The following is a 23,312-nucleotide window of genomic DNA, read 5'->3' as shown; positions in this document are numbered from 1 at the left end:
ACGAAAACGCACCCGGAGTGTCCCCCTCCGGGTGCGCGTTCGGCGTACGTCAGGTCAGGTCAGGAGCGCTCAGGTCAGGGCGCGCTTGAGCAGCTTGCCGGTCGCGGTCATCGGCAGCGTGTCCACGAAGGTGACCACTCTCGGGTACTTGTAGCCCGCCATCTGCTCCTTGCCCCAGGCGATGAGCTCCTCCTCGGTGACGGTCGCACCCTCCTTGCGGATCACGTACGCCTTCACCTCCTCGCCGTGGGTCTCGTGCGGCACCCCGATGACCGCGGCGAGCGACACCGCCTCGTGGGTCATCAGGACCTCTTCGATCTCGCGCGGGTAGACGTTGAAGCCACCGCGGATGATCATGTCCTTGGCCCGGTCGACGATGTAGTACCAGCCGTCCTTGTCGCGCTTGCCCAGGTCGCCGGTGCGGAACCAGCCGTTGTTCATCACCTCGGCGGTCGCGTCGGGCCGGTTGTAGTAGCCGCGCATGATGCAGTGCCCGCGGATGGCGATCTCGCCGATCTCCTCGCTGCCCTCGATCGTGTTCCACGACTCGTCGATCAGCTTGACCTCGACACCCCAGATCGGCACGCCGATCGAGCCCGGCCGCGGCTCGCTGTCCGGGTTGCTGAACGTCGCCACCGGGGAGGTCTCGGACAGGCCGTAGCCCTCCAGGATGGTCCAGCCGAGCCGGTTGCGGACCTCCTTGATGATCTCCAGCGGCAGGCTGGAGCCGCCGCTGACCGTGCGCCGCATGGTGCGGGCGATCTTCTCCACGTCGACGTCGTCGGTCAGCGCGTTGAGCAGTCCCCAGTACATCGTCGGCACGCCGGCGAAGAAGGTGACGTTCTCCTTCTCCAGCAGCTTGACCGCGGCGGCCGGCTCGAAGCGGGGCAGCAGCACCAGCGTGGAGGCGCTGGAGAAGCCCGCGTTCATGTTGACCGTGGAGCCGAACGAGTGGAACAGCGGCAGCACCAGCAGGTGGGTGTCGGTGGCGGGAGCGGACTGGAACAGCCGGTTGCAGGTGAGCGCGTTGAGGATGAGGTTGGAGTGGCTCAGCTCGGCGCCCTTGGCCTGCCCGGTCGTGCCGCTGGTGTAGAGGATGACCGCGGGATCGGTCTCGGCGGCCAGCACAGTCTCGAAGACCGGCGACTGCCCGGCCAGCGCCCGGCCCAGCGTCTCGGCGCCCTCGATCGGCGACTCGGCGGCCGGGTCGGCGGTGACGAGGAAGAAGTGCTCACACGCGTCCACCTGGGCGAAGCCGGCGTGGCCCTCGGCGCCCATCGGCAGCTCGGGCGTCCCCTGGAAGCAGAAGTACGCCTTGGCCTGCGAGTCGGTCAGGTGGTACGCGATCTCCCGTCCCTTGAGCAGCACGTTCAGCGGCACGACGACCGCACCGGCCTTGAGGATGCCGTAGTAGAGCACCGGGAAGTACGGCAGGTTGGGACACGACAGGGCCACCTTGTCCCCCGGGCCGATGCCCCGCGAGCGCAGCAGGTTGGCGACCTGGTTGGCCGCCGCGTTCACCTGCGCGTACGTCAGGCGCTGGTCGCCGAGGACGACAGCAGCCCGCTCGGGATAGTGACGGGCGCTGTCCTCCAGGAAAACGGAGAGGTTGAGCATGCGTGGGTCTCCTCGACAGGTCCGCTGTGACGACGGTCTCAATCCCAACACGGCGACGGCAGTCGAAGAACCCTCCGTTTCGATTTTGTTTCACATAGACCCAGCTCTCGCCCGCAGCACCGGCACGCCGGCGGCCAGGACGGCGACGAGGGCGCAGACCAGCGCCACGCCGGCGTTCTGGCCCCACGGCACCACCAGCTCGATCGCCTGCCCGATCTCCTCCTCGATCGAGCGCCGGGCCGCCAGCAGGCAGAACATTGCCACCGTGCCGCCCAGCAGCGTCCCCGTCACCACCGCGAGCAGTGCCTCGCCGGAGGTCACCCGCAGCACGTCGGACGTACCGCCGCCGGCCAGGCGCAGCGCCCGGAATTCCTCGCGGCGTGCCGCCGTCGCCATCAGCAGGGTGTTGGCCACCGCGAGACCTGTGTAGCCGACACCCAACGCGAGCAGCACGGCCAGGAAGATCTGCACGATCTCGCCCTCCTCGTCGATGTCGAGCTGCACGTACGCGCGGGCGGTGAGCACCCGCAGCCCGGTCGCCGGCACGGCCGGTCCGTCGAGCAGGACGGCCTCGGTCAGCGCGCCGGGGTCATGGCGCCGGACCAGGTCGCGGGGGAGCAGCATCGCCTCCGGCGCGTCGTCGCGGACGGCGGTGACCGGCAGCGTCGCGGTGGTGCCGTCCGGGAACCGGACGTCCAGCCGTCGCGGCAGGTCCGTGAGTTCACGCGACAGCACGACACCCTCCTGACCGGCCGTCCCGGCCACGCCGTAGCGCGTCGTCCTGCCGTCGACCGTCACCAGCACGTGGCTGCTCAGATAGGAATCGCCGGGCTGGCCGGCCACGGCGGCGTCGGACAACCCCGGCGTGCCGTCGGGGGCGGCCACCAGCGCGGCGGGCACGTCGGCCGCCGCATCGGCCCCGGCGGATCGGGAGATCGTCGAGACGGTGCCGGTGAGCAGCACCGCGAAGCCGATGGTGAGCAGTACCGGTGCCGCCGTCGAGGCGACCCGGCGGGCACCGGTGAGGGTGCCTTCACGGACCAGCATCCCGGTCGCGCCGCGCCGCCACGGCCAGGTCGTCAGCCGCACCAGCGGGGCGATGACCACCGGGGCGAGCAGCGCGGCCCCGACGAGCAGCAGCATCGCGGCGCCCATCATGGCCGAGGACTGCGCGTCGGTGCTGAGGGTGGGCAGCGCGATCAACAGGGCTGCGCCCGCGATCACGCTCAGCGCGCCGAGGATCCAGCGGGGCCGGGTCATCGCCCGGTGCTCGATCGCCGCGTCCCGCAGGGCGTCCAGGGCGGGCACCCGGCTGGACCGCCGGGCCGCGGTCCAGACACCGGTCAGCGCGACCACGATGCCGAGCGTGAACGAGCCGGCCAGGGCCGCCGGCTGCCAGGTCACGGCAAACCCCGCCGGTTCGAGCCCGGCGGCCACCAGCGGCGGCGCGAGCAGGGGAGCGGCCAGCGCCCCCAGCGGTACGCCCACCGCGCCACCCAGCACGGCGACGACCAGCGTCTCGGCGTACATCATCCGGATCACCTGGCCCGGGGTGGCACCCACCGCGCGCAGCAGGCCGATCTCGCGCCGCCGTTGCGCCGCGCTCAGCGCGCAGGTGGACGCGACCACGAAGATCGCCACGAAGGAGCCCAGCGAGACCATGGCGATCAGCAGTTGCGCGCCCAGCCAGCGGATCCGGGTCACGGACTCCGGCTCCAGGGTGTCGCGGGCCGCGCCGGACAGGACCGTGCCGCTCGCGCCCACGGCCGAGCGAGCCGCCGCCGCGACTGCCTCGGCGTCACCGCTGACAGTCAGCCCGATGAGCCGGACCCCGGCGGACAGGGAGGCGGCGGTGGCGTCCGCGACGTAGAAGCCCGGGCCGTCGGTCGTGCCGGTCACCGTCCAGGTCGCCGGGCCGTGCGCGGTCAAGACGTCGACCCGCGAACCCGGCGCGTGTCCGGCCAACGCGACCTCCCCGGGCCGCTCCGGAGGCGCGCCGGCACTGAGCCGGTATCCGCCGAGCGCCGCCGACGACCAGGCGTGCCCCTCGGTGAGCGCGGTCTGCGGATCTCCGGTGGGCCGGCCGCCGACGACCCCCTGCACGTAGAAGGACGGGTCGGGGAGCGCCGCGGTGACCCCGGGCACCGCGGCGAGCCGCCCGGTCAGCCCGGCCGCCTCGGCGGTGGTCCACGAGCGGTACTCCGGGAAGCCGTCGTCGTTGTCACCGACCGACGGCGAGTGCACGAGCACCGGCGTCGCGGACAACCGCTCGGGGGTCTGCGGCTGCGACGACGCCCAGAGAGTGGTCGCGCCGGCCACGACGCCCACGCCGAGCGTGATCGCGACGAAGGTGCCGGCGAACGCGGCGAACCGGTGCCGGACCATGTCCCAGGCGAGCCTCACCGCTCCTCCAGCCGGGCCATGCGCACGGCGATCTCCGGGGCGTCCGCCGGATGCTCGAGTACGTCCGCCACCCGGCCGTCGGCCAGCAGCAGCACCCGGTCGGCGTGCGCGGCCGCGTACGGGTCGTGCGTCACCATCACCACGGTCTGCGCGTGCCGGTCCACCGCCGTACGCAACAGCCGCAGCACCTCCCGCGACGCCGTGGTGTCCAGCGCGCCGGTGGGCTCGTCGGCGAACAGCACCGCCGGCCGGGTCACCAGCGCCCGGGCGATCGCCACCCGCTGCTGCTGGCCGCCGGAGAGCTCACTCGGGCGGTGCCGGGCCCGGTCGGCCAGGCCCACCTCGGCCAGCATCGCCCGGACCTCGCCCGGCGCCGGCCGCCGTCCCGCGAGCCGCAGCGGCAACGCCACGTTCTGCTCCGCGCTCAGCGCCGGGATCAGGTTGAACGCCTGGAAGACGAAACCGACCCGGGCGCGGCGCACCTTGGTCAGCGCCCGCTCGGAGAGCCCGGTCAGGCTCACCCCGTCGATGGTCACCTCGCCGCTGGTCGGCCGGTCGAGGCCCGCGGCGCAGTGCAGCAGGGTGGACTTGCCGGACCCGGACGGGCCCATCACCGCGGTGAACGTGGCCGGGGCGATGTCCACGTCGACCTCGTCGAGGGCGGTCACCGCGCTCTCGCCCGTACCGTAGATCCTGGAGACGGCCCGCAGCCGCACCGCCGTGCCGATGGTCGTGATGGTCATGGCCGAAAGCCTTCCGGCCCGCCGGGCCCGGCACATTCCCCCGCGGGCGAGGATCGAAGGTATACCCAGCACTACCGAGCGGGGTGCGGTCCGCCGGTAGCGTGACTGCCCATGCCGGTCCGCAACGCGCTCGACGCGCTCACCCTGCGGCCCACCCACTTCCTGACCTCGTCGTGGCCGTGGCGCTCGCTGGCCTACCTCACCGGCGGCGCGATGATCGGCTTCGCCACGATCGTGGCCACCGTGCTGCTGCTGGCCGCGGGCGTGGTGCTGTCGGTCGTGGTGATCGGGATCGCCGGGTATCTGGCCACCGTCCTGTCCGGGGTCGCCGTCGGCCGCCTGGAGCGGTGGCGGATGCGCCTGGTCGACCGCGAGGAACTGCCGGACCCGCACCGCGCGCCCGCCGCCCCCGGGCTGCGCCCCTGGCTCATGTGCCGCTTGCGCGAGCAGGCCACCTGGCGCGAGCTCGGCTACACGATGATCTCCGCGCTGGTGCTGTGCTGGATGGACGCGGTGGTCGTGGCCGCGGCCGTCTTCGCGCCCACGACCGTGCTGTTCGGCCCGTTCTACAACCGCGAGGACTCGCTCTGGCTCACCGTGCCGCTCGCCCTGTCGACCCCGGCCATCCTCGCCGTCGCGGCCTACCCGGTGACCGCGTGGGCCGGAGCCCGGGCGGCGATGGCCCGGGCGCTGCTGGCCCCGCGCAGCGACGACAGCGACGCCAAACTGGTCGAGCTCACCCGGTCCCGGGCCCGGCTGGTCGACGCGTTCGACGTCGAACGCCGGCGCATCGAACGCGACCTGCACGACGGCGCCCAGCAGCGGCTGGTCGCGCTCAGCATGCAGCTCGGCCTGGCCCGCCTGGAGCTGGCCGCCGGATCCCCGGCCGCGGTGCAGGTGACCGCGGCGCAGCAACTGGCCAAGGAAGCCCTCGCCGAGCTGCGCGAACTGATCCGCGGCGTGCACCCGAAGATCCTCACCGACCGGGGCCTCGCCGCCGCCGTCGGCGACGCGGCCGGGCACGCCCCGGTGCCGGTCGACCTGGACCTGCGGCTCGGCGCCCGGCTGCCGGACGCGGTCGAGGTGGCGGCGTACTTCGTGGTGGTGGAGGCCCTGGCCAACGTGGCCAAACACAGCGAGGCGACCCGGGCCGCCGTGTCCGCCGGGATCCGCGGCGGGCGGCTGCACCTCGACATCCGCGACGACGGCCGCGGCGGCGCCGACCCCGGCCGCGGCACCGGCCTGACCGGACTGGCCGACCGGGTCGCCGCGGTCGACGGCACGGTGGCGCTGTCCAGCCCGCCCGGCGGCCCGACCCTGCTGCACGTGGAGATCCCGTGCGGGTCGTGATCGCCGAGGACGGCGTCATCGTCCGCGAGGGCATCGCCGGCATGCTGCGCCATTTCGGCCACGAGGTGGTCGCGGCCGTCGCCGACGCGCCGGCCCTGCTCGCGGCCGTCGCCGAGCACCGGCCCGACGTGGTGGTCACCGACGTGCGGATGCCACCGGGCTTCAGCGACGAGGGCCTGCAGGCGGCGATCGCGCTGCGGGCCGCCGACCCGGACCTGCCGGTCCTGGTGCTGAGCCAGTACGTGGAACAGACGTACGCCGCCGAACTGCTCGACTCCGGCCACACCGCAGGCGTCGGCTACCTGCTCAAGGACCGCATCGGCGACGTGGCCGAGTTCGTCGACGCGCTGGTCCGGGTGGCCGCCGGCCGTACGGTCGTCGACCCGGAAGTGGTCCGGCAGCTCCTGGGCCGGCGCCGCGACCCGCTGGCCCGCCTCACGCCCCGCGAACGCGAGGTGCTGGCGCTGATGGCCGAGGGCCGCTCGAACACCGCGATCGCCCGCACGCTGGTGGTCAGCGAGGCGGCGGTGGCCAAACACATCGGCAGCCTGCTGGCCAAGCTGGACCTGCCCCCGGACGTCGACGACCACCGCCGCGTCCGGGCGGTGCTGGCCTTCCTGCGCGGCTGATCCGTTCCTCAGGCGTTGCGGAGCTGATCCAGGACCAGGGGGTCGATCCTTCCGGCGACGATGCGTTCTTCCAGGTTGGCTATGCCGGCCCAGGACGCGAGCGCCTCGTCGAGGTCGACCGCTGCCGGGCCCGCGGGGTGGCCCAGGGCGGCGAGCCGCTCGCGCACCTCGGCGCCCACGTCGCCGTCGAGAGTCAGCAGGGTTGCCGGGTCCGGGCGTTCGAAGTAGAGCGTGTGCAGTTCGAGCAGCCGGGTCAGCTCGGCGACCGGGTCCGGGTGGTCGTCCACGCGCAGATCCACCACGACGTCGCTGGTGCCGCCGTACCCCTGGCCCTTGGCCACCACCAGCAGCGCCGCGCTCTGCCGGCCGCGGCGGTCGCCGCCGGCCTCGTCGCCGGCGCGCAGGGCGTCGAGCAGGCGGTACGCCAAGCGGGTTTGTTCCGTGCCGGCCAGCCAAGCTTTGCGCATCTGGTCGACCACCTGGGGCCCGGCCAGCATGTTGCCCTGGATGGCGAAGCCGTCCCCGGCCACGCCGCCGGCCCAGTCGTGGCAGGCCGAGCCGGTGAACGTGGCGCCGGGGCCCTGCGTGCCGACCACGCCGACCTGGCGGTGGTCCACCGGGCCGGCGTCCGCGGCGATCAGGCCGGCGACCGTCTCGGCGGCGGGCACGCCGGTGGCCAGCAGGGCCAGGGCCTGCGGCCGGTACGCGAGGTTGGCGTACGACTGGGTCGCCACCGCACCCACGTCCGCGAGGGCGGCGGGCACGGCCGCGCCGGCGCCCAGGAACTTGCTGGCCACAGCCACCCCGAGCGCGCCACCGTCGGCTGCGCGCGCCACGACAGAGAAGGTCATGAGCGCACGTTATCCGAGTCGTAACAAGACAGGAGAACACTGTGCCCGGGTGCCGCGCGACTTCGCCGGCGGCGTCCGCTGGTCAGATCACTGTCGTGCCCGCCGCTGCCCTCGGTGGGGCCGACCATGGTCCGCCGTCCGCGGGCCGCGCCGGGAACGGCGCAGCCCGCAGTGCGGACCTCGAGCTACGGGCGGGGACGGTGCTTGCCGGTTCCCGACCCGCCCGTAGTTTCGCCCGCCCGTCGTTTTGTCAGCGGCCGAAGGCGAAGCGGGAGCGCTTCTTCTGCCGGCCGAAGCGGCCCTGCAGGGTGTCCGCGCCCTGGCGCAGCAGCTTGGTGCCGCGGCTGGGTCCGCGCTTGGCCTCCACGGCGTCGCTGAGCTTGCGCGCGCCGGCCGCGGCCAGCGGAATGGCGATCGCCATGATCACGTAGCGCCTGATCAGGTTGAAGAACATCGGAGTCTCCTCGTCGCCGGTGGGGGTACGCCTCCTGATTACCCGTAGCGACGATCGCCACACGTGCCCCGGCCACCGGTTACTTCGTCCGGGAGGATGACAACCGCGTCGCCAACGCCTCCACGCCGGGACCGGAGAGCCGGGACAGGGCCGCCGGCCGGCCGGTGAGCAGCAGCAGGATCGCCCCGATCGGGCCCTCGACGCGCGGTCCGGCGCCCGCCGTCCAGTCGTCGTCGGTGGCGGCGAAGGTGAAGCCGCGCAGCCGCCGCTCGGCCCGGAACGGCCACAGATTCGGCCACACCCGGGCCGCGGCGGCGGCCGATGCCTGCGCGGGCATCGCGCGCTGCCGGCCGAGCGGGACGGTGATGTCCTGGCCGTGCACCAGGACATCGATGAGCGGCTCCAGGTGGGTGACCCCCGGTGCGGTACGCCGCGACCCGGCCATCGCGCGCAGCAGCGGGGCATACTCCGCGGTGGGCCGCCGGGCCTGGTGGCACGCGGTGTCCCGGATCATCCGGTTGAGGCTGCCGTGGGCCCGCACCACGGCCACCAGCGCGGGCAGCACGCCGGTCTGGGACAGCGTCAGGTGGGCGGCGACATCTCGGACGCGCCACTCCGCACAGAGCGACGGCGTCTCCCACTCCTGCGGGTCCAGATCGTCGAGCAGCTCCGCCAGGCTCAGCCGTTCGGCGTCGATGGCCTGCCACACCTCGTCGCGGTCCATGCCGGCCCTCCCACCTGATTTGGTAAGCTTCTCTGACCAATAGTCGTCAGGGAATCTGTCCAAGTCAAGGGGCCGTATGAGTGACGAGTTGAATCTCGGCCTGCTCTGCTACATCGCGTACCGGGCGATGGAGAGCGGGGTGCTCGAGGCGCTGGAGGCGGCCGGATACGGCGACCTCACCGCTGCTCAGGGCCGGATCGCCGCCCGGATCGGGCCGGCCGGGAGCCGGGTGACCGAGCTGGCCGAGCAGGCCGGGGTGACCAAGCAGACCGCCGGTTTCCTGGTCGACCAGCTGGAGCGCTCGGGCTACGTGGAACGGGTGCCGGACCCGTCCGACGCGCGCGCCCGGCTGGTGCGTTTCGCCCCGCGGGGCAAGGCCGCGGTCGCGGTCGCGCGGGAGGCCGAGGTGCGGATCGAGGCCACGTGGAGCCGGCATCTGGGCAAGCGCGGCACGGCCCAGCTACGGCGGGCGCTGACCGAGCTGCGGGAGATCACCGATCCGTACCGGTGACGGCCGGTGGCCCCGGGCCGGGCGGGGAGCGGCCCACCCCGCTTTCCCGCCCGGCCCGGGGCCACCGGAGGTCGTGCGTCAGTCGTTGTCGCGCAGGTAGCGGACGGTGTCGTGGGCGGCGCGGGCCAGCAGGGACGCGTCCGAGCCCACGCCGACGAAGCGGAAGCCCAGGTCCGCGTACTCCTGGGCCTGCCGGGCGTGGCCGGCCAGGATGCCGGCGGTGATTCCGGCGTTCTTGGCCGCGACCAGCACCTCGTCGAGCGCGGCCCGGAAGTCGGGGTGGGTGAAGGCTCCGGGCACGCCGAGGTCGTGCGACAGGTCGCGGGGGCCGACGAAGAGCACGTCGACGCCGGGGATGGCGGCGATCTCGGCGATCGACGCCAGCGCTCGCCGGCTCTCCACCTGCACGATGCCGAGCACACCGTCGTTGGCGGTCTCCAGGCCTTCGGGGCGCAGTCCGAAGTCGTACACCCGGTTGTAGGTGGCCACGCCGCGGTCGCCGGCCGGTGGATAGCGCAGGTGCCGGACCGCCGCGGTGACCTCCTCGGGCGTCTCCAGCCGGGGGAACATCACCCCGGTGACGCCGACGTCGAGGACCCGGCCGGTGCGGATCCGCTCGGCCGACTCGACCCTCGCGACCATGGCCAGCCCGTGCGCCTCGGCGGCGATCTGCTGGTGCAGCAGGGCCGGCTCGTCCCCGCCGCCGTGCTCGAGGTCGGCCAGCAGCCAGTCGAAGCCGGCAACCGCGCAGGCCTCGGCGGCCAGCGCCGAGCCGAGCCCGAGGAACGTGCCATAGAGCAGCTCGCCGGCCCGCAGCCGGTCCCGCAGGTCAGCCATCGGCCCGGCCCGCCATCCGCTCGGCCATCCGCAGCAGCGCCGTGTGGTCCAGCGCGCCGTCACCCTGGGCCCGCAATGCGGCCATGAGCTGGGCCAGCAGGGCGCCGACCGGGACGACGGCGCCGGCCTCGCGGGCGGCCTCCAGCATGATGCCCAGATCCTTGTGGTGCAGGTCGACCCGGAAGCCGGGGGCGAAGCTGCGCGCGAGCATGCCGGCTGCCTTGCGGTCCAGCACCGTGCTGCCGGCCAGGCCGCCGGCCAGCACCCGCAGGCCGGCCCCGGCGTCGACGCCGCTGGCCTCCAGCAGCACGATCGCCTCGGCCACGAGCTGGATGGTGCCGGCGACGACGAGCTGGTTGGCGGCCTTCACCGTCTGGCCGGCGCCGGCCGGTCCGACGTGCACGATCGTGGTGCCGAGCGCTTCGAGCACGGGCCGGGCCGACTCGGCGTCAGCCTCGGCCCCGCCGACCATGATGGACAGCGTGCCCTCGGTGGCCCCCTGCTCACCGCCGGAGACCGGGGCATCCAGGGCCCGGACGCCCCGGTCGGCCGCGGCCGCCGCGACCGTGCGGGCGGTCTGCGGCCGGACGGTGGACATGTCGATGAGCAGCGTGCCCGGCCGGGCGTGGGCGAGGACCCCGCCGGGACCGAGAACGACCTGCTCGACGTCGGGGGAGTCGGGCAGCATCGTGATGACCACGTCCGCGCCGGCCACGGCCTCGGCGACGTCCCGGACCGGACGGCCACCCGCGGCGGCGAGCCGGTCGAGGCCGGCCCGGCCGCGGGAGTGGCCCGCGACGTCGTAGCCCGCCTTGACGAGATTGGCGGCCATGGGCGAGCCCATGATCCCCAGGCCGATGAAGCCGATGGCGTCTGGCATGCACGTACCCCGTCCACATATATGGATGCCTGTTGCGGTGCTGAATGCGACCCAAACTAGAGGAGGCCTGTCGACCGGTCAAGCAAGCAATATGTATGGGAACCGGATGTTAGGGTTCCGTCGCATCGACGACGGTCATGAACGTGGAGGTTCCCCGATGGCTCAGCGACTCCTCATCACCGGCGGCGCGGGAAAGGTCGCGGGGCTGCTGCGGCCCCGCCTCGCCGCCGCGGGCCGCACCCTGCGGCTGCTCGATATCGTGGAGCCGGCGCCGGTCGAGGGCGGTGGCGCCGAGGAGGTCGTCATCGCGTCGGTGGACGACCAGGAGGCCCTGGTGGCGGCGTGCGACGGCGTGGACGCCATCGTGCACCTGGGCGGGCAGAGCAAGGAGGCCGGCGCCGAGGACGTGCTGCGGCGCAACGCGTACGGGACGTACTGCCTGCTCGAAGCGGCCCGGCGCAGCGGGGTCCGGCGCGTCGTGCTCGCCTCGTCCAGCCATGCCGCCGGTTTCCACCCGCGCGACGACGACCGCTACCCCGACGGGCTGCCGGCCGACCTCCCGCCCCGCCCCGACACCCTGTACGGCTGGAGCAAGGCCGCCGTGGAGTCCCTCGGCCGGCTCTACGTGGACCGCTTCGACCTCGAGGTCATCTGTGTCCGCATCGGACTGTGGTTCCCGACCCCGCCGCAGCTGCGCGGCCTGGCCCTGTGGCTCTCGCCCGACGACGGCGCCCGGCTGGTCGAGGCCTGCGTGGCGGCCGAGAGCCCGGGCTACCGGATCATCTGGGGCGTCAGCCGCAACACCCGCCGCTGGTGGTCGCTGGCCGAGGGCGAGGCGATCGGCTACTTCCCCAAGGACGACGCCGAGATCTACGCCGAGCGGCGCATCGCCGAGTTCGGTGAGCCGGACTTCGCGCACGACCCGCTGCTGAACCGGGTCGGCTCCTGGTGGTGCGACCTGCCGCTCGGCGAACCGATGTGAGCGGTCAGCGAATGCCCTCGCGGCGCAGTGTCGCGGCGAGGGCGTTCGTGTGCGCGGTCACCGCCGCCACCACCTTGTCCAGGTGGGCGCCCTGGGCCAGGTCGGCCGGCATCGAGCAGGAGATGGCGTCGGTGGCCGGGATGCGGTAGCCGACCGCGACGGCGACGCACGCCACCCCGGGTGTGCCCTGCTCGACCTCGTACGCCCAGCCGCGCCGGCGGACCGCGTCCAGCTCGGCGTGCAGCGCGGCCCGCCCGGTGATCGAGTGCGGGGTGAACGCCTCCAGGGTGTCCGGCAGCAGGGCGTCCACCTCGGCCTCGGTCAGGTCGGCGAGCAGCGCCTGGCCCAGCCCGGTGACGTGGGCCGGCAGCCGGCGCCCGACCCGGGAGATGACCCGTTCGGCCTCGCGCGACTCGCGACTGGCCAGGTACAGCACGTGGGTGTCGTCGCGCCGGGCGTAGTGGATGGTGTGGCCGACCTCGGTGCGCAGATCCTCCAGCGTCTCGTACGCGTACCGCAGGGCCGGGTCGCGGTCCAGATAGGCCGTTCCGGACAGCAGGGCGTGCGGGCCGACGCCGAAGGCGGAGCCGCTCTCGTCCGCCTCCACCCACTTCAGCTCGCGCAGCGTGCGCACCAGCGCGTGCAGGCTGGAACGGGGGTAGCCCATCCGCTCCTGGAGCTCCGAGAGCGTCAGCTTCGTCGGGGAGGCGGCGAGCGTCTCCAGGATCTTGACCGTGCGCTCCGCGGACTTCACCGGCGACGAGTCATTGGCCCCGGTGGATGGGTGGGCGACCGGGCGGGATCGAGCTAGAGCCATGTCAGCCACCATCGCGGTCGATTGTTTCCGGACTGTTGACGGCCATAGTACCGAAAGCTAGCTTGTGCGTACTTGCCTTCCACAAGCTCGAAACGCTTCCACATATGTAGACAGGAGGCATCCCCATGTCTACCAGGAGACTGCTGGCGACGGTCATGGCCACGATGCTGGTCGCGACCGGACTCACCGCCTGCGGCGACGACGGCGCCCCCGAACAGGACGCCAACGCCGCGCTGGACATCTGGATCCGCAAACCCCCCGGCTCCAACTCCGAGAAGACCGCCAAGGCGATCGCCGCCGGGTTCACCGCCGCCACCGGCACTCCGGCCACCGTCACCGCGCTGTTCGAGGACTTCGAGACCAAGCTGCAGCAGGCCGCCGCCCAGAAGGACCTGCCCGACATCGTCATCAACGACACCGCCCAGCTCGGCACGCTGGTCAAGCAGGGCCTGGTCCGCGAGGTCGACAAGGCCGCCCTGGCCGGCGGGGCCGACCTCAGCCCGACGTCGTGGGACGCCGCCACCGGCGCCGACGGCAAGACGTACGGGGTCCCGTTCTCGGCCCAGTCCTTCGCGCTGTTCATCCGCAAGGACTGGCGCGAGAAGGTCGGCGCCGCGCAACCGAAGTCCTGGGCCGAGCTCGACGCGCTGGCCCAGGCGTTCACCACCGAGGACCCGGACGGCAACGGCAAGGCCGACACGTACGGCTACGTGGTCCCCGGCTCGACCAAGCGCGGCTACACCGCCTGGTACCTGACCAGCTTCCTGTGGTCCGGCGGCGGCGACTTCCTCAGCGGCGACACCGGCAAGTTCACGACGGCCGTCAACACCCCGCAGTCGGTCGCCGTGGTCGACGGCTTCAAGAAGCAGTTCTGCACCGACAAGGACGTCGTGCCGGGTGCGGTCACCCTGGAGACCACTCAGGCCCACCCGCTGTTCGAGACCGGCAAGGGCGGCATCTACTTCACCGGGCCGTACAACATGGCCCGCTTCGACAAGAACCTCGGCAAGGACAAGTACGAGATCGTCGCGCTCCCGGCCGGTCCCGGTGGCAAGGCCCAGTCGCTGGCCGAGGGGGAGAACGTCTACCTGATGGCCGGCTCGGCCAACGAGACCGGGCAGCAGAAGTTCGCCGAGTTCGCCGTCTCGGTGCAGGGCCAGACCATCGGCATGGCCGGTGACTCCGACGGCGGCATCGTCCGGCTGCCGGTCAACACCGGGGTGCAGTTGTCCACGGTCCGCAAGGACACCCGCTGGGCCACCTTCGAGCAGGTCTTCAAGACGTCCGGCCGCTACGTGCCGGCTGTGCCGGACTGGACGCCGTTCCGGCAGGCCGCCGCCGAGACGATCAACACGATCGTGGCCGACTGCGGCTCGGACACCAAGGCCCAGCTCGACAAGCTGGCCCAGACGTTCGACGCCGAGCTGACCAAGCAGGGGGTCAAGGGATGACAATGGCTCCCGCCGTGCCGGCCCGGACGGGCGCGCCGCCCGCGCCCGCCGCGCCGGCCCGGCGGAGCCGCCTGCGCCTCGCGCTGCGGCGGCACCTGCCGGCCTGGCTGTTCCTGGCCCCGGCCCTGCTGCTCTTCGCGGTCTTCAAGTTCGTGCCGATGGTCCGGGCCGTCGAGATGAGCTTCCACGAGGTACGGCCGTACCTCGGCGACCGCTTCGTCGGCCTGGCCAACTACCACGACGTGCTCACCGACCCGTCGTTCACCTCGGCCATCGGTCACACCGTGGTGCTGGCCCTCGGGCAGACCCTCGGTTCGCTCGTGCTCGGCTTCGTCCTCGCGCTGCTGCTCGAAGGCTCGTCGCGGGGCCTGTGGTTCGTCCGCACGGCCGTCTTCCTGCCCACGGTCGCCGCGATGGCCGTGGTCGCCGAGCTGTGGCGCATCCTCTACTACCCGGTCGGCGACGGCGCGATCAACAGCATCCTCGGCTGGTTCGGCGCCGGGCCCTCGCAGTTCCTCAACTCCGCCGACTCGGCCCTGTGGTCGGTCATGGGCGTCGGCATCTGGCGCGGGGCACCGTACGACATGATGATCTTTCTGGCCGGCCTGGTCGGCGTCGACCGCGCCCTCTACGAGGCGGCCGCCGCCGACGGCGCCGGGCCGCTGCGGCGGCTGTGGCATGTCACCGTGCCCGCGCTGCGCCCGGTGCTGACCATCCTGCTGACCCTGGCCGCGATCCGCGGCCTGCGGGTCTTCACCGAGATCTTCCTGCTGACCAACGGCGGGCCGAACGGTTCCACCGAGGTGGTCATGACGCTGGTCTACAAACTCGGGCTGGAACGCAATGAGCTGGGCATCGCCTCGGCCGGCTCGGTGCTGTTGCTGCTGGCCACCGTGGTGCTGACCGTCGCCGTGCGGGCCTCGCGCCGGCGGGCGGCCGCGTGATGGGCCGCCGCAACGTGGGTGCCCGGCTGGACACCGCGCTGGGCTGGGGTGCCGCGCCGGGCCCGGTCGCTTTCGCCGCCCGGGTGCTGCTCTACCTGGTGCTGGTCGCGGTCTTCGCCGGGCCGCTGATCGCCTTGCTGGTCAGCGCCTTCACCCCGGTCACCGACCCGACCCGGCTGACGCTGATCCCGCGCGGTCTGACCCTGGACAACTTCGCCGCGGCCGTGGACCGCGATGTGCTGACCTACCTGGCGAACTCCTTCATCGTGGTCGGCGGCGGCCTGCTGCTGCAGATCCTGGTGAGCGTCTCCGCCGCGTACGCCTTGGCCCGTAAGCGTTTCCCGGGCATGCAGCTGGTCCTGCTGCTGATCCTGTCCACCCTGATGCTGCCCGAGGAGATCCTGGCCATCCCGCTGTCGCTGGTGCTGGCCGACGTGCCGGTGCTGCACGTCAACCTCATCGGCACCCTGGCCGGCATGATCATCCCGGTCGGGGCCTGGGCCTTCTCCATCCTGGTGATGACCGAGTTCATGAAGGAGATCCCCGTCGAGCTGGAGGAGGCGGCCCGCCTCGACGGCGCCGGCGACCTGCGGATCTTCTGGTCGGTGGTGCTGCCGCTGTGCCGGCCGGCGCTGGGCGTCATCGGCATCTTCGGCTTCACGATGATCTGGGACCAGTACATGCTGCCGCTGCTGGTCGCCGACGACGCCGCGAAGTTCACCCTGCCGCTGGCGCTGCGCACCCTGCGCAGCGACGATCAGGTGGGCCTCGGGGTGCTGCTCGCGGCCGCGCTGCTCGCGCTGCTGCCCTCGGTGCTGGCCTTCCTGGCCATGCAACGACAGTTCATGCGCGGCCTGACCTCAGGAGCCATAAAGGGATGACCACCTCGCTGCCCGTCATCGCCGTGACGATCACGCCTATTGCTTTTCCCGATCCGCCGTTGCTCAACTCCGCCGGGGTGCACCAGCCCTGGGCGCTGCGCGCGATCGTGCAGGTCCACTGTGGTGACGAACTGGTCGGGCTCGGCGAGACCTACGGCGATGCCCCGCATCTCGCGTTGCTGGGCCGGGCCGCCGGGGCGCTCGCCGGGCTGGATGTCTTCGACCTGGCCGGGCTGCGCTCCCGGATCGCCGCCGCCGTCGGGGTGGTGGACGCCCCCGACCGGCACGGACTGACCGGCGGCTCCAGCGCCGAGAAGACCTTGGCCCGGATCGTCTCGCCGTTCGAGGTGGCCCTGCTCGACCTCCAGGGACAAGTGACCGAGCGGCCCGTGCACGCGCTGCTCGGCGGCAAAGTCCGGGAGACCGTCCCGTTCTCGGCGTACCTGTTCTACAAGTGGGCCGGGCACCCCGGGGCCGAGCCCGACGAGTACGGCGAGGCGCTCGACCCGGCCGGCATCGTCGCCCAGGCCCGGCGCATGATCGACCGGTACGGCTTCCGTTCGATCAAGCTCAAGGGTGGCGTCTTCCCACCGGAGCAGGAGATCAACGCGATCCGAGCGCTCCGCGTGGCGTTCCCGGACATGCCGCTGCGCCTGGACCCGAACTGCGCGTGGACCGTCGACACCTCGGTCAAGGTCGCCGAGGAGACCGCCGGCCTGCTGGAGTACCTGGAGGACCCGACCGCCGGGCTGGCCGGCATGGCCGAGGTCGCCGCGCTGGCCCCGATGCCGCTGGCCACCAACATGTGCGTGGTGCGCTTCGCCGACCTGCCAGAATCGGTGGCGCGGGGCTCGGTGGGCATCGTGCTCGCCGACCACCACTACTGGGGCGGGCTCACCGCGTCGGCACACCTGGCGACCATCTGCCGCACCTGGGGGCTCGGGCTGTCCATGCACTCGAACAGCCACCTGGGGATCAGCCTGGCCGCGATGACCCACCTGGCGGCGGCCACGCCGAACCTGACGTACGCGGTGGACACGCACATGCCGTGGCAGCTCGGCGTCGACGTGGTGGCCGAGCCGCTGCACTTCATCGACGGATCGGTCACCGTCCCGGACGCGCCGGGGCTCGGCGTCAGCCTGGACCAGGACGCGCTGGCCCGGCTGCACGAGAACTATCTGACGTGCGGGATCCGGGAACGCGACGACACCGCGTACATGCGGCTGTTCGAGCCGGGTTACACCAAGCGGAGGCCACGATGGTGAGCGGGCACGCGTACCCGTGGGATGTGCTGGGCGATCCGGCCTTCGCCGGGCGGGCGGCCGAGGCCGTCGACACGGTGACGCTGGCCGCGACGTACCACTCGGTCCGGGCCGCGACCCCGCTGCATCCGTCGCGGCGGGTCGTCGACGCCCGCTACGCCGCGCTCTACCGGCCGATCCGGGCCGCGGCCTGGGCCGGCCGGCCGCTGCGGGCCGCGGGCCCGGACTGGATGACCGAGAAAGACCCTTTCGGTACGGCGGCAAGCACCCTTCGGGCGGCGGGGCTGGCGGTCAACGCGTGGATCGTGCTGACCCACAACACCCGGCTCGGCCTGGAACACCCGGAGACCGCGGTGGTGAACTGCTTCGGCGAGCGCTACCCGTACGCGTTGTGCCCGGCGCATCCGGAGGTCCGCGCGTATGCGGCGACCTTGGCCGGTGAAGCCGTCCGGGATGTGGCCGTGGACGGGATTTCGTTGGAGGCGTGCGGGCAGCTCGGTCTTGTCCACCTCGGACACCATGAGAAGACCGACGGTGCCTGGACCGCCGCGGAGGTGCGGCTGCTGTCCGTCTGCTGTTGTGCTTCGTGCCGTTCCGGTTGGCAGGCTGCGGGTCTTGTGTCCGATGAGGTTGTGGCTGGGCTGCGCGCGGGTTCGGTGTCCGATGACGTGCTGGCGGCGGTGCTGGCGAATCGGCACGCGAACACTGATGCCTTGCGTTCCGAGGTGCTGGCCGCTGTCCGTGAGCAGGCGCCTGGGGTGCCGATCACGTTCCACGCCAACCCCGATCCCTGGGCTACCGGGCCGTCGCCGGGTCTCACCCCGAGTGTCGCGGCTGACGTCGACGCGCTGTTGGTGCCGGCGTGGCCGACCACTGACGCCTCCGCCGAGCTGGTGCGCCGGGCTGCCGCGACGGGGCTGCCGGTGGACGCCTACGTGACGGTGTTGCCGCCTGCCGAGGCGGACGCCGTACCCGGGCACGTGGCTCGGCTGCGGGCGGCGGGCGCGGCTCGGATCAGCTTGTATCATCTCGGTCTGGGGGGCCCGGACCGCCAGAAGTTGCTAAGGATTGCCGCGGCCGCCGCCGCGGCGGACGGGTAGTCCCTCGGTCGCGGTTCGAGTCCCGCACGCCCCACGGTCATCCTGAGTGGGAGCTGCTCCGGCGTGCCATGTCGTCGGGGTCGTCATGTCGCTTCCGCGAGTCGGGTTTGCATCCAGGGGTATGGGTCGATCATGGCGCGACGGCGTTTGCGGCACTCTTCGCGCAGTTCGCGGAGACGCTGGCCGGCGAGGTAGTGCCTGCCTCGGGTTTCACCTCGGGGGTGCAGCAACTGGAGTTCAGCAAGGCGGCTGAGGTCTCGGGTGGCGGTGTGCTTCTCGACGCCAGCCATCTTCATGTAGCCGGGCCGACGAACCCGGTAGCCGAGAACTGCTTCGTAGAGCGTTCCGGTCATTCTCTCGGGTAGGTGATAGGCGCCGATGAGTTCGTCGAGCTCCTTCCAGATCTCGGACGCTTCGTCCATTCGCTGAGCGACAGTTTGGGCCTGCATATGATGAGCCCGGATGTTGAAGGCGGCCCACAAGTGGGCGTCGGGACGGGGCCGCCAGCTGCCCTGACCAGTGACTGCGAGAACGTGGTAGTAGTCGTCCGTGTTGTGTCCGAGCCACTCTTCGATGCTCGAGAATGCCGGCTCCACGATGGTTTGCCGGGAGATGGTCAGCGTTTGCAGGGCGCGGGCCATCCGGCCGTTGCCGTCGCGGTACGGATGAATCATGACGAGGTTCAGGTGGGCCATGGCGCCCCGGACGAGCGGATCGACGTCGAGGTCGGCGCGCAGGCTGGTGGCAAGTTCCTCCATCAGCGCGGGCACGCGTCCGGCGTCGGGGCCCTCGTAGACGACGAGGTCGCGCTTCTCATCGTGGACGTAGATCGGGCCGTTTCGATACTGGCCGGGGCTTTTGGCGAGGTCGTGCGCGAGCATCATGTAGTGCATGCTCCGCATCGCTGAGGTGTCGATGACGAAGTGCGGATCGCCGGCCATCTGGAGGACGTAACCGAGTGCTTGCCGGTACCCGCGAATCTCCGCCCAGGTGCGCTCGTCGGCGCTGAGCGGTTCCTCGTCGTCGAGGGCGGCAGCCGCGTCGTCCTCGTCGACCACATAACCTTCGATGCTGTTGGATCCACGGATCGCACGCGCGAGCATCGTGCGTCGAAGTCCGCCTTGCCAGCGTCGAGGCGCCCGGAGCGCACTGGCCAGCTGTCGCCGCATGTCGTGGATCTCGGCAAGGACGTTTTGATCCTCGCTGGTCAGGGATGGATTGTCATAGATCATGATGCGGTCGATGTCTTTAACATAGCAACATATTAGCCAACTTGTCGCTTCGTTAGCTACATAGCAACATCGAACATCCGGTCACACGGCCCACCGCGATTCTCGTGAGACGACGACCGCAAGGTCCGTGAGCTGGTCAAACGTCCTGGTAGCGGGTCGCTCAAAGTGGTGATCGGCGGTTCGGCGCTGTCTCGCGGCCGCGTCATCGCCGGCGCCCGGTCAGCGCGGCCGCCGGCACAGCTTATGGCCGTCGGGGCAGAGGTAGTAGTCCACGCCCGGCTTCAGACGCGTTCGCGATTCGAAGCGGTAGGTGACGGCGGGGCCGCCCGGTGCCAGCACGATGACGTACGGGGCGTTGTGGTCCCAGCCACCGTCGTAGCCGGCGAAGACGTCAGTTGCCCCGGCGGCGTAGCCAGATTCGAAGATCGACTTGTCGGTCGTCGGCAGGTTCAACGTGGCCTGCTCAGCGCGGCCCTCGCGGAGGCCGTCGGCATGTCCGGCGTCGTACCCTCGATCGGCCGCCGGCCGCGGCTCGGCGCCCGTCACCCGGCCCGCCCAGAATGAGCCCGCTCCGACGAACATCAGAAGCACCACTGCCAGCCCGGTTGACACCCGAATTCGCATGCTTCCATCTTGGCCATCGACGGCCAGGTCTGAAGGGTATAGATATCTCCACCGTGTTGCGGTTCCTGACTGTCTTGCCGGGTCCGGCTATGCCTTCGTCGAGGATGACAAGATCAACGGACTGGCTGCAATGCTGGGATCGTTTCTGACTGTGGCCAGTATCCCGAGTAACCCGGAACCGATTGTGCATTCGGGGTTGGGGAGGCCTCCGTCCAGCGTCAGGGGCGGTTCCCGTATGCACCAATTTTTGACTTTGATCTTGCTTGCGGATGCCCTGTCCCGCTACCGTGCACCGGCTTTGACGTATCTCTGACAGGAGACATAAAGAGAATGACTGCTACCCAGACCCCCATCGGTACGGGCTCGAAGTCCTGGGTCGTCGCGCTGGTGCTCAGCTTCTTCGTGGGCGTGCTCGGCATCCACCGCTTCTACGTCGGCAAGATCGGCACGGGTGTTCTCATGCTGATCACCTTCGGCGGGTTCGGCCTCTGGGCGCTGATCGACTTCATCATGATCGCGGTCGGGAAGTTCACGGACAAGCAGGGGCTCGCGCTCTCGCGCTGACCCGTATCTCCGCGATGCCCGGCTGTGCCCCCGCGCGAGTCAAGCGGCGGCACGACCGGGCATCGGTTCGTTCAGGCGCTCAATGTCCGCAGGTGGGCCAGGTCCCGCCCGACGGCGGCGACCGGGTCGGCCATCGGGTAGTGGGCGTGCAGGGACAACGGGCCGGCACATCCGCGCTCGCGCAGCGTGCTCAGCGTCGCGGGCCAGTCGACGACCCCGCCGCCGTCGGCCAGCGGTTGCCAGGCAAGACCGGCGCCGCGCCAGGCCGCGTTCTTCACGCCTACGCAGGCGATCCGGTCACCGAGCAGGTCCAGGCTCATCGGCAGCTGTTCACTGCCTTCCATCGCCTGGTTGCCGGGGTCGAGGTAGACGGGCAACTCCTCCGTGAGGCGCAGGGCGTGCGCCGCCGACGGGTGGATCGTGCCGTGGTGCAACTGCAGGGCCACCCGTACGCCGTGCCGGCGGCCCAGCCCGGCCAGCGCGGCCAGGTCACGCCGTGCGGTGTCGAGGATGCGCTGGTAGCCGAGTGCGGCGTCGTACCGCCACCAGCCGAGGCGGACCAGGGGCACGCCCAGCTCGGCGCACAGGCCGAGGATCGTGTCGGCGGTGTCGTCGGCCCGGACCAGGTCGGTGGTGACCACGCCGAGTTGCAGGTCGTGGCGGGTGAGCTCGGCGGCGACGTCCCTGAGCCGGGTGGGCTCGCCCGGTGTCACGGTCTGGCCGTCGCGCACGACCAGCTCGGCCCCGTCCGCTCCGAGCGCGGCCAGGGTCGCGGCGAGCCGGCCGGCCGGAAGATCCCCGAACGGCTTCGTCATGACAAGGATGCGGATGTCTGCCATAGATGAGGACGACTCTATCCCGGACCACCCGGGGACGGCAGGCGTCGAGATACTTCGATAGGTTCGGGCTGACCACTCCACGCCGGACCGTGACCCGGTCCGCGACGGAAGGAAGTTCGACCGTGCGACGACTGCTGGTGGCAACGCTCGCCACCGCACTGACCCTGGCCGGGACCGCTCTCCCGGCGCAGGCCGCACCCACTCCCGGCGGCGCCGGGCTGGGCGACGAATACTTCCCGGACTACGGCAACAGCGGCTACGACGTCTCGCACTACGACGTACGGCTGCGCTACTACCCCGGCGAGGACCGCCTCACCGGCACCACCACGATCCTGGCCGCGGCGACGCAGGATCTCAGCTCCTTCCACCTCGACTTCGTGCTCGACGTGGCCTCCGTGAAGGTCAACAACCGGGCCGCCACCTTCACCCGTGAGGGCGACCACGAGCTGGTCGTCACGCCGCCGCGGTCGGTCAGCCAGGGTCAGACGATGACCGTCGTGGTGCAGTATTCCGGCGTTCCCTCCAACAAGGTCGCGGCCGGCTACACCGCCTGGACCCGCACCGCCGACGGCGCCCTGGCGGTCGGCCAGCCCGAGATCGCCTGGTGGTGGTTCCCGAGCAACGACCACCCGAGCGACAAGGCCACCTTCGACGTCTCCGTGGCCGTGCCCGACGGCGTCGAGGTGCTCAGCAACGGCGTCATGCCGCGCAACCCCACCCAGGACATCCTCGGCTGGAAGCGGTGGAGCTGGCGCTCGCTGCACCCGCAGGCCACCTACCTGGCGTTCCTGGCCATCGGGCAGTACGAGATCACCCGCGACACCACCGTCGACGGCCAGCAGGTCATCAACGCGTACTCGGAGCTGCTGCCGCAGGACTTCGAGGATGCGGCCAAGGCCAGCGTCGAGCGCACCGCCGAGGTCGTCGAGTGGGAGAGCGGCGTCTTCGGGCCGTACCCGTTCGAGGCGCAGGGCGGCGTCGTGGGGCCGCCGGGCGCACTCGGCTTCGCTCTGGAGACGCAGACCCGGTCGGTCTACTCGTCCGGCTTCTTCCGCAGCGGCGCCAACATGTCGGTGGTCGTGCACGAGAACGCCCACCAGTGGTTCGGCGACAGCATCTCGGTCGAGCAGTGGAAGGAGATCTGGCTCAACGAGGGCTTCGCCAGCTACGCCGAGTGGCTGTGGTCCGAGGAGCAGGGCGAGGGCACGACCCAGGAGATCTTCGATTACCTGTACGCCACCCAGCCGGCCGACTTCTGGACCATCGAACCCGGCGATCCGGGCGCGGCCGACATCTTCAGCAACCCGGTGTACGACCGGGGCGCCATGACGCTGCACCAGCTGCGCCTGACCATCGGTGACGAGGACTTCTTCGAGCTGCTGCGCACCTGGGCGGCCGAGCACAAGGACGGCGACGCGAACACCGCCGAGTTCATCGCGCTCGCCGAGAAGATCTCCGGTCAGCAGCTCGACGAGCTGTTCCAGGCCTGGCTCTACACGCCGTCCAAGCCGGCGATCGAGGGCGTCTCCGCGCTGGCCCGTAAGGCCGCGCCGCAGGCCCCGAAGTCGTGGGCGAAGATCCAGCAGACCCACGAACTGCTGCACGCACACTGATCCG

Annotated in this window: 23 protein-coding genes; 11 read left to right on the top strand and 12 right to left on the bottom strand. The window is 71.5% G+C overall.

Going from position 1 to position 23,312, the window contains the following annotated elements; all coding sequences use genetic code 11:
* Window positions 1-69: 69 nt before the first annotated feature.
* The 3 genes from ACQP2Y_RS30075 to ACQP2Y_RS30065 all read right to left on the bottom strand — a co-directional run bounded on the left by ACQP2Y_RS30075 (window position 70) and on the right by ACQP2Y_RS30065 (window position 4,763).
* Window positions 70-1,617 carry a long-chain-fatty-acid--CoA ligase gene (locus ACQP2Y_RS30075; protein WP_360825412.1) on the bottom strand — a complete coding sequence of 516 codons (1,548 nt, stop codon included), beginning with the start codon at window positions 1,615-1,617 and terminating at the stop codon, window positions 70-72.
* A 90-nt stretch (window positions 1,618-1,707) separates the two neighbouring features.
* The gene (locus tag ACQP2Y_RS30070) at window positions 1,708-4,020 is read right to left on the bottom strand and encodes an FtsX-like permease family protein (RefSeq protein ID WP_433718499.1); all 2,313 of its coding nucleotides are present in this window, start codon (window positions 4,018-4,020) and stop codon (window positions 1,708-1,710) included.
* Entirely contained in the window at window positions 4,017-4,763 is a 747-nt protein-coding gene (locus tag ACQP2Y_RS30065; protein ID WP_433718497.1) for an ABC transporter ATP-binding protein, read from the bottom strand. The genes ACQP2Y_RS30070 and ACQP2Y_RS30065 overlap by 4 nt, the downstream gene beginning before the upstream one ends.
* 111 nt (window positions 4,764-4,874) lie before the next feature.
* Between ACQP2Y_RS30065 and ACQP2Y_RS30060 the strand changes: the two genes are divergently transcribed.
* The gene (locus ACQP2Y_RS30060) at window positions 4,875-6,113 is read left to right on the top strand and encodes a sensor histidine kinase (protein WP_433718496.1); all 1,239 of its coding nucleotides are present in this window, start codon (window positions 4,875-4,877) and stop codon (window positions 6,111-6,113) included.
* A gap of 41 nt (window positions 6,114-6,154) precedes the next feature.
* Complete coding sequence (locus ACQP2Y_RS30055; RefSeq protein WP_433732118.1) at window positions 6,155-6,742, top strand: LuxR C-terminal-related transcriptional regulator; 588 nt, start codon at window positions 6,155-6,157, stop codon at window positions 6,740-6,742.
* An 8-nt stretch (window positions 6,743-6,750) separates the two neighbouring features.
* Here the strand turns inward: ACQP2Y_RS30055 and ACQP2Y_RS30050 are convergent, their stop codons facing one another.
* The 3 genes from ACQP2Y_RS30050 to ACQP2Y_RS30040 all read right to left on the bottom strand — a co-directional run bounded on the left by ACQP2Y_RS30050 (window position 6,751) and on the right by ACQP2Y_RS30040 (window position 8,771).
* Window positions 6,751-7,593, bottom strand: coding sequence for a DUF1028 domain-containing protein (locus ACQP2Y_RS30050; protein WP_433718494.1), 843 nt, complete (start codon window positions 7,591-7,593; stop codon window positions 6,751-6,753).
* Between the two features lie 250 nt (window positions 7,594-7,843).
* The gene (locus ACQP2Y_RS30045; protein ID WP_360543819.1) at window positions 7,844-8,047 is read right to left on the bottom strand and encodes a hypothetical protein; all 204 of its coding nucleotides are present in this window, start codon (window positions 8,045-8,047) and stop codon (window positions 7,844-7,846) included.
* Between the two features lie 79 nt (window positions 8,048-8,126).
* Complete coding sequence (locus ACQP2Y_RS30040; RefSeq protein ID WP_433718493.1) at window positions 8,127-8,771, bottom strand: maleylpyruvate isomerase family mycothiol-dependent enzyme; 645 nt, start codon at window positions 8,769-8,771, stop codon at window positions 8,127-8,129.
* 76 nt (window positions 8,772-8,847) lie between these two features.
* Between ACQP2Y_RS30040 and ACQP2Y_RS30035 the strand changes: the two genes are divergently transcribed.
* Window positions 8,848-9,282, top strand: coding sequence for a MarR family winged helix-turn-helix transcriptional regulator (locus ACQP2Y_RS30035; protein ID WP_433718492.1), 435 nt, complete (start codon window positions 8,848-8,850; stop codon window positions 9,280-9,282).
* A 78-nt stretch (window positions 9,283-9,360) separates the two neighbouring features.
* Here the strand turns inward: ACQP2Y_RS30035 and ACQP2Y_RS30030 are convergent, their stop codons facing one another.
* Together ACQP2Y_RS30030 and ACQP2Y_RS30025 are read right to left on the bottom strand one after the other, a co-directional pair.
* Complete coding sequence (locus ACQP2Y_RS30030; RefSeq protein WP_433718490.1) at window positions 9,361-10,119, bottom strand: HpcH/HpaI aldolase family protein; 759 nt, start codon at window positions 10,117-10,119, stop codon at window positions 9,361-9,363.
* Complete coding sequence (locus ACQP2Y_RS30025; RefSeq protein WP_433718489.1) at window positions 10,112-10,999, bottom strand: 2-hydroxy-3-oxopropionate reductase; 888 nt, start codon at window positions 10,997-10,999, stop codon at window positions 10,112-10,114. Before ACQP2Y_RS30025 ends, ACQP2Y_RS30030 begins: the two co-directional genes overlap by 8 nt.
* Before the next feature lie 157 nt (window positions 11,000-11,156).
* Between ACQP2Y_RS30025 and ACQP2Y_RS30020 the strand changes: the two genes are divergently transcribed.
* Window positions 11,157-11,981, top strand: a complete 825-nt coding sequence (locus tag ACQP2Y_RS30020; RefSeq protein ID WP_433718488.1) for an NAD-dependent epimerase/dehydratase family protein — start codon at window positions 11,157-11,159, stop codon at window positions 11,979-11,981.
* A 4-nt stretch (window positions 11,982-11,985) separates the two neighbouring features.
* On the opposite strand, the gene ACQP2Y_RS30015 is transcribed toward ACQP2Y_RS30020, so the two are convergent.
* Window positions 11,986-12,798, bottom strand: a complete 813-nt coding sequence (locus ACQP2Y_RS30015; RefSeq protein WP_433718487.1) for an IclR family transcriptional regulator — start codon at window positions 12,796-12,798, stop codon at window positions 11,986-11,988.
* Window positions 12,799-12,923: 125 nt separating this feature from the next.
* Between ACQP2Y_RS30015 and ACQP2Y_RS30010 the strand changes: the two genes are divergently transcribed.
* From ACQP2Y_RS30010 to ACQP2Y_RS29990, 5 genes are read left to right on the top strand one after another with little or no spacing between them, the layout of a single operon-like run.
* Window positions 12,924-14,249: a sugar ABC transporter substrate-binding protein gene (locus ACQP2Y_RS30010; protein WP_433718485.1), complete on the top strand. Its 1,326-nt coding sequence runs from the start codon at window positions 12,924-12,926 to the stop codon at window positions 14,247-14,249.
* Window positions 14,246-15,193, top strand: coding sequence for a carbohydrate ABC transporter permease (locus ACQP2Y_RS30005; protein ID WP_433718484.1), 948 nt, complete (start codon window positions 14,246-14,248; stop codon window positions 15,191-15,193). The genes ACQP2Y_RS30010 and ACQP2Y_RS30005 overlap by 4 nt, the downstream gene beginning before the upstream one ends.
* Entirely contained in the window at window positions 15,193-16,074 is an 882-nt protein-coding gene (locus tag ACQP2Y_RS30000; RefSeq protein ID WP_433718483.1) for a carbohydrate ABC transporter permease, read from the top strand. Before ACQP2Y_RS30005 ends, ACQP2Y_RS30000 begins: the two co-directional genes overlap by 1 nt.
* Window positions 16,071-17,339 (top strand): glucarate dehydratase family protein, encoded by a 1,269-nt coding sequence (locus ACQP2Y_RS29995; protein ID WP_433718482.1) that lies wholly within the window; start codon window positions 16,071-16,073, stop codon window positions 17,337-17,339. The genes ACQP2Y_RS30000 and ACQP2Y_RS29995 overlap by 4 nt, the downstream gene beginning before the upstream one ends.
* Entirely contained in the window at window positions 17,333-18,436 is a 1,104-nt protein-coding gene (locus ACQP2Y_RS29990) for a hypothetical protein (RefSeq protein ID WP_433718481.1), read from the top strand. Before ACQP2Y_RS29995 ends, ACQP2Y_RS29990 begins: the two co-directional genes overlap by 7 nt.
* An 83-nt stretch (window positions 18,437-18,519) precedes the next feature.
* Here ACQP2Y_RS29990 and ACQP2Y_RS29985 read toward each other — a convergent pair whose 3' ends face one another.
* Together ACQP2Y_RS29985 and ACQP2Y_RS29980 are read right to left on the bottom strand one after the other, a co-directional pair.
* The gene (locus ACQP2Y_RS29985; RefSeq protein ID WP_433718480.1) at window positions 18,520-19,668 is read right to left on the bottom strand and encodes a Fic family protein; all 1,149 of its coding nucleotides are present in this window, start codon (window positions 19,666-19,668) and stop codon (window positions 18,520-18,522) included.
* Between the two features lie 219 nt (window positions 19,669-19,887).
* Complete coding sequence (locus tag ACQP2Y_RS29980; protein WP_433718479.1) at window positions 19,888-20,292, bottom strand: hypothetical protein; 405 nt, start codon at window positions 20,290-20,292, stop codon at window positions 19,888-19,890.
* Window positions 20,293-20,622: 330 nt separating this feature from the next.
* Here ACQP2Y_RS29980 and ACQP2Y_RS29975 point away from each other — a divergent pair, with 330 nt between their 5' ends.
* Window positions 20,623-20,856 carry a TM2 domain-containing protein gene (locus tag ACQP2Y_RS29975; RefSeq protein ID WP_360823652.1) on the top strand — a complete coding sequence of 78 codons (234 nt, stop codon included), beginning with the start codon at window positions 20,623-20,625 and terminating at the stop codon, window positions 20,854-20,856.
* Window positions 20,857-20,927: 71 nt separating this feature from the next.
* Here the strand turns inward: ACQP2Y_RS29975 and ACQP2Y_RS29970 are convergent, their stop codons facing one another.
* The gene (locus ACQP2Y_RS29970; protein WP_433718477.1) at window positions 20,928-21,671 is read right to left on the bottom strand and encodes a sugar phosphate isomerase/epimerase family protein; all 744 of its coding nucleotides are present in this window, start codon (window positions 21,669-21,671) and stop codon (window positions 20,928-20,930) included.
* Between the two features lie 146 nt (window positions 21,672-21,817).
* Between ACQP2Y_RS29970 and ACQP2Y_RS29965 the strand changes: the two genes are divergently transcribed.
* The gene (locus ACQP2Y_RS29965; protein ID WP_433718476.1) at window positions 21,818-23,308 is read left to right on the top strand and encodes a M1 family metallopeptidase; all 1,491 of its coding nucleotides are present in this window, start codon (window positions 21,818-21,820) and stop codon (window positions 23,306-23,308) included.
* The last annotated feature ends 4 nt before the right edge of the window (window positions 23,309-23,312 follow it).

Source organism: Actinoplanes sp. CA-051413, assembly GCF_050955795.1.
Classification (GTDB): Bacteria; Actinomycetota; Actinomycetes; order Mycobacteriales; family Micromonosporaceae; genus Actinoplanes.
The sequence above is the reverse complement of the archived record's forward strand: the minus strand, read 5'-3'. Positions and strand labels throughout refer to the sequence as shown.

Excerpts from the sequence above, each read along its gene's own strand:
- ACQP2Y_RS30075 (WP_360825412.1), bottom strand. The coding sequence starts at position 1,617 with ATGCTCAACCTCTCCGTTTTCCTGGAGGACAGCGCCCGTCACTATCCC.
- ACQP2Y_RS30065 (WP_433718497.1), bottom strand. The coding sequence starts at position 4,763 with ATGACCATCACGACCATCGGCACGGCGGTGCGGCTGCGGGCCGTCTCC.
- ACQP2Y_RS30060 (WP_433718496.1), top strand. The coding sequence starts at position 4,875 with ATGCCGGTCCGCAACGCGCTCGACGCGCTCACCCTGCGGCCCACCCAC.
- ACQP2Y_RS30055 (WP_433732118.1), top strand. The coding sequence starts at position 6,155 with ATGCTGCGCCATTTCGGCCACGAGGTGGTCGCGGCCGTCGCCGACGCG.
- ACQP2Y_RS30050 (WP_433718494.1), bottom strand. The coding sequence starts at position 7,593 with ATGACCTTCTCTGTCGTGGCGCGCGCAGCCGACGGTGGCGCGCTCGGG.
- ACQP2Y_RS30045 (WP_360543819.1), bottom strand. The coding sequence starts at position 8,047 with ATGTTCTTCAACCTGATCAGGCGCTACGTGATCATGGCGATCGCCATT.
- ACQP2Y_RS30040 (WP_433718493.1), bottom strand. The coding sequence starts at position 8,771 with ATGGACCGCGACGAGGTGTGGCAGGCCATCGACGCCGAACGGCTGAGC.
- ACQP2Y_RS30035 (WP_433718492.1), top strand. The coding sequence starts at position 8,848 with ATGAGTGACGAGTTGAATCTCGGCCTGCTCTGCTACATCGCGTACCGG.
- ACQP2Y_RS30030 (WP_433718490.1), bottom strand. The coding sequence starts at position 10,119 with ATGGCTGACCTGCGGGACCGGCTGCGGGCCGGCGAGCTGCTCTATGGC.
- ACQP2Y_RS30025 (WP_433718489.1), bottom strand. The coding sequence starts at position 10,999 with ATGCCAGACGCCATCGGCTTCATCGGCCTGGGGATCATGGGCTCGCCC.
- ACQP2Y_RS30020 (WP_433718488.1), top strand. The coding sequence starts at position 11,157 with ATGGCTCAGCGACTCCTCATCACCGGCGGCGCGGGAAAGGTCGCGGGG.
- ACQP2Y_RS30015 (WP_433718487.1), bottom strand. The coding sequence starts at position 12,798 with ATGGCTCTAGCTCGATCCCGCCCGGTCGCCCACCCATCCACCGGGGCC.
- ACQP2Y_RS30010 (WP_433718485.1), top strand. The coding sequence starts at position 12,924 with ATGTCTACCAGGAGACTGCTGGCGACGGTCATGGCCACGATGCTGGTC.
- ACQP2Y_RS30005 (WP_433718484.1), top strand. The coding sequence starts at position 14,246 with ATGACAATGGCTCCCGCCGTGCCGGCCCGGACGGGCGCGCCGCCCGCG.
- ACQP2Y_RS30000 (WP_433718483.1), top strand. The coding sequence starts at position 15,193 with ATGGGCCGCCGCAACGTGGGTGCCCGGCTGGACACCGCGCTGGGCTGG.
- ACQP2Y_RS29995 (WP_433718482.1), top strand. The coding sequence starts at position 16,071 with ATGACCACCTCGCTGCCCGTCATCGCCGTGACGATCACGCCTATTGCT.
- ACQP2Y_RS29990 (WP_433718481.1), top strand. The coding sequence starts at position 17,333 with ATGGTGAGCGGGCACGCGTACCCGTGGGATGTGCTGGGCGATCCGGCC.
- ACQP2Y_RS29985 (WP_433718480.1), bottom strand. The coding sequence starts at position 19,668 with ATGATCTATGACAATCCATCCCTGACCAGCGAGGATCAAAACGTCCTT.
- ACQP2Y_RS29980 (WP_433718479.1), bottom strand. The coding sequence starts at position 20,292 with ATGCGAATTCGGGTGTCAACCGGGCTGGCAGTGGTGCTTCTGATGTTC.
- ACQP2Y_RS29975 (WP_360823652.1), top strand. The coding sequence starts at position 20,623 with ATGACTGCTACCCAGACCCCCATCGGTACGGGCTCGAAGTCCTGGGTC.
- ACQP2Y_RS29970 (WP_433718477.1), bottom strand. The coding sequence starts at position 21,671 with ATGACGAAGCCGTTCGGGGATCTTCCGGCCGGCCGGCTCGCCGCGACC.